The organism is Aeromonas sp. HMWF015 (assembly GCF_963878965.1).
Taxonomy (GTDB): Bacteria; Pseudomonadota; Gammaproteobacteria; order Enterobacterales; family Aeromonadaceae; genus Aeromonas; species Aeromonas veronii.
This window is the reverse complement of sequence record NZ_CAWNZT010000145.1, coordinates 1-3,292: the sequence shown is the minus strand read 5'-3', so window position 1 is coordinate 3,292 and position 3,292 is coordinate 1. Positions and strand designations below refer to the sequence as shown.

Genomic DNA, 3,292 nt, shown 5'->3' with positions numbered 1-3,292 from the left:
ACCTGGATGCTTATGGTTAGGCGAGCGCCATCAATCAGGAGCTCTGTGTTGTTGGCCCTGTCAATTCTTATAGTTTGTCCAGACCATAGCGAACAAAAAAGTGAATGGTCTTTTATTAGTTCGCTAGATAGTAGGGTTCCCCCCTCATCTGAGGTCAGTGCCAATGAAGAGTTCTTTTCTGATAGCATCATTTTCAGCTTTGCACCTGAAATATCATCTATCAGCACCCTTGTAGTAATTGGTTGAATAGGCTTGCATGATTGATGTAAACGCCACTCTTCGGTAATTTCGTTAAGATCTGCTCTATCTTGATGGATTTTTTCCAATCCTTTTCTTAGCGTTTTTTTCTTCACCTCCCACAATTCAAGTTCTATTACATAATTCGCATACTCAGATTCTGTCTTTGTAGCCAAAGAGTGTTCATATTCACGGATTGACTTCATCAGTAACTTATCAACCGTACTTTTCCGCTCACCAGATGCGGCAAGAATGAGAAAATATAGTGACACTGGTAGCTGCATACCTACTGGGGTTCTAATATCAGCCAAAGGCTGTGCAGCTATACTCATCACGGAAAGCATCTGACTTAATATCATAAACTCAGGTGCCTTTGTTGCGTGAGAAACGTCATCCAAAGGGGCTAGGATATTTTCATCCAATTTTTCGATAGCGTTCCTGATTTCTCGGCGAAGATTCATTTTTCACATCCTTTAGCTGATTTTTTTGAACGATTATCAATCCATTGGTTGACTTCACTTTGACGCCAGCCGACAGCGGACAACCCCAACTTTATTGCTTGCGGAAAGTCGCTGTCGTAACGCTTTGACTTGATGTTTAGCTTGTCATAAATGGTTGATCTGGCGAGACCAATCATCTCTGTGAGCTCTGGTAGCCTAATGATGCGATCTGTGGTGTGTGGCATTGTGTGCTCTCCTTCTACTGTGTGACCGAATGAGCTCGCATTATGGTTTTCCCGTGGCATCCCGTGCAGGGGGCAAATTGCGAACCCATGGATCTAAATTATAAACTGTTGATATTTATAGTCTTTTGTTTTGATTGGCAGAGTCTGTTGCCAAGGCTTTGCTTTTGCACATGAACTGCATTGGTTAACTGCGATTGTGGCGTGAGGAGGGTAAGGACAAATCGTTCATCTGGCGAAGGGCATGACACGACTAAGCGATGAGATGGCTAGCAGTGCAGGTATAAGAGGTGAGATAATCCATGATGTAAATTTACGCTGACCCAATAGGTAAACGATGAAAACACATCATTTTGCTGCATTGATCTATTCTATAGAAGATACGCTTGGCCTTGCTCAACATAAAGGGTCTCGGAAAGATCAACAAATAAGTAGGTCGCCCTATGATCCACACCGTGAATACTTTCAAGATACAGTTGCCATTGATAGTGATGATGCATTAGCTAGGTTACATGATGTATTCCATCGTTTGCATGTAGGCAGCCATTTACCACCAGAAATGATTGATGCTCATATGGATATATCTGAGAGCATTTTTAATGCGCTAATGAGAAAAGCTATTCCGCAAAAAGAAACAATGGAAAAATGCGCACTGGATTATGTCAGAAATGCATTAATACCATTATTTTGCACTGATATATTTATATTTAAGAATAAAGCAGACCCAACCTCAATCTACTATCATCTTGACCAGTTATTAATGATTGGCGATTTAGTAAAACGTGATGGCAACCATACATCTTTCCAGAAAGATGCCGCACAAAAGTACATGCGAAACTATATCAAATCATTTTTTAATGACTGGGGGAATCCTGTTGAAAAAACTAAATTGAATGTCGAAAACAGCTTGATACCAGAATTACTTAACTACTTAAAAGGTCTAACTAAACCGTTTAATCAAACCTGCAAGCAGCTAAATAAGCTAGCAGCTCAATGTAAAGAAGGATTAAGTCCAGGGATTGAACTTGACCTTGAGCCCATCGTTGCTGCTTACACAGCAGTCATCATCTTGCAAGACATAGATAAAAAATAGATCTGTTTGGGCATTTTCATAGAACGTATCAACGTCTTGTTTCTGGTGACGAGAAATTAACCTCGCTAGAACGCCTTGTTCGTTATGCATTGAATATAAAAAATGAAAGCATGCATATGCCAGAACTGCTATTTCACACACCTCATGGGGTAGAAACACCACAGCATTACAATGATTGTAAGGTATTGTTATTAGATAGTATCTCTGAAAAAATAGCTTCATTTTTCAAAAAACCAAAAATATATAAATTCGACAATGGATTTAAGTTACCTCAACTTAATGCAAGGATGAATGAGCTATCTAAAATGGTATTGCCCCCACCAACACCTTATTATTTGGCGGCCGATCCTCGGGAACTTCATTACAATTTATATAAATTGAATGAAAACAGCATGAAGTTCACGCGGTTCTCCAAAAATAATTTTTCAGAAATTCTCACCTTAACTAAACCCGACTATTACAAATGCAATCAATATCAACAGTATTTCTCTCAGTATATCCCACTCATAGAAGCACTTGACTTTATTAAAAAGGAAGAGCCGAAATTGGCCTTAAATGTAATTAATAGTGTGCCTCAAGACACTTTATTTCCATTTGGGTTTATTAAGCACTCATTAGCCGTGCTTAAAATCGGGCTGATGTATCTTTTAAGGGAAACGGAAGGCTTTAAGCATCACTCTTTAATGTCACAGGTTAATGATATTATTAACTATCAGGGATTGGTATTTATCCCCATGATCGCATCTATTCATGTTGTTATGAATAGTAAGGATGCATGGCTTTCAAAGAACGAGTATGAAAATAATTCAATATTGTTTGGTGGGGACACGTATAACGCGATCATTTCGCAAGCCATATACTGTTATAATTTCACCATCGCACGGCACTGCTCTCATGGCGCTAAGTTAACCCATGAACTGCAAAATGATACATCAGAAAAAAAACACTCACAATTTAATTATAACTCTCCTTTAATCCTCCATAACTTACTCGATAATCTGAATGACATTTGTGGAAAAATACTGTCAGGCATTGATCAGATAAGCACGAATGTGGAGCCTGTAATCTTTGCAAAAAAATTATATCATGCAAGAATAATTACGGAAGAAGAGTTAACTGAAAATCTCATTTATCGCGTAAATGGTTCATCTCTTGGGGTCTGTCTCTTAGATCACCTAACCATTGTCTCATTTTTTTCTGTCCCTGGGGATAATGTCAAAAACATTGTTGAGTTAGGTAACAACACAAAAGTAGTTAAGTTATTGTTTCAGGCTTATCAA

General features: G+C 38.5%; 4 protein-coding genes. 2 read left to right on the top strand and 2 right to left on the bottom strand.

All coding sequences use genetic code 11. The features are described 5' to 3' along the window. A partial coding sequence (locus AACS18_RS07520; protein ID WP_146184870.1) for a DUF3987 domain-containing protein occupies positions 1-698 on the bottom strand: 698 nt, incomplete at its 3' end. Continuing rightward, positions 695-922: a helix-turn-helix transcriptional regulator gene (locus AACS18_RS07515; protein WP_108614044.1), complete on the bottom strand. Its 228-nt coding sequence runs from the start codon at positions 920-922 to the stop codon at positions 695-697. The genes AACS18_RS07515 and AACS18_RS07520, both read right to left, overlap by 4 nt. 334 nt (positions 923-1,256) lie before the next feature. Between AACS18_RS07515 and AACS18_RS07510 the strand changes: the two genes are divergently transcribed. Further along, the gene (locus tag AACS18_RS07510; RefSeq protein WP_146184869.1) at positions 1,257-2,012 is read left to right on the top strand and encodes a hypothetical protein; all 756 of its coding nucleotides are present in this window, start codon (positions 1,257-1,259) and stop codon (positions 2,010-2,012) included. A 116-nt stretch (positions 2,013-2,128) separates the two neighbouring features. After that, a partial coding sequence (locus AACS18_RS07505; protein WP_146184868.1) for a hypothetical protein occupies positions 2,129-3,292 on the top strand: 1,164 nt, incomplete at its 3' end.